Source organism: Streptosporangium amethystogenes, from assembly GCF_000721075.1.
Classification (GTDB): domain Bacteria; phylum Actinomycetota; class Actinomycetes; order Streptosporangiales; family Streptosporangiaceae; genus Streptosporangium; species Streptosporangium amethystogenes.
In genome coordinates this window covers 1-218 of the sequence record NZ_JOEQ01000218.1, presented here as the reverse complement: position 1 = coordinate 218, position 218 = coordinate 1, and the positions used below count along the sequence as shown (strand labels likewise).

Annotated in this window: 1 protein-coding gene; it reads right to left on the bottom strand. The window is 72.9% G+C overall.

Features of this window, described 5'->3' with window-relative positions; genetic code table 11:
• On the bottom strand, positions 1 to 218 hold a 218-nt coding region (locus IG98_RS0144350), incomplete at both ends, for a substrate-binding domain-containing protein (protein WP_030926890.1).

Here is a 218-nt window from a genome sequence, read left to right as displayed (position 1 = left end):
CACCGACACCTCCCCCGGCACCGAGAGCCCCCGGTCCCGGCAGGCCCGGATCGCGCCCAGCGCCATCAGGTCCGACGCGCACACGATCCCCGTACAACCACGCTCCAGCAGCTGCGCCCCCGCCGCCTGCCCGCCCTCCACCGAGAACAGCGAATGCGAGATCAGCTCATCGACCTCCGTCGCCCCCAGCAACTGCGCCATCGCCCGCCGGTACCCCT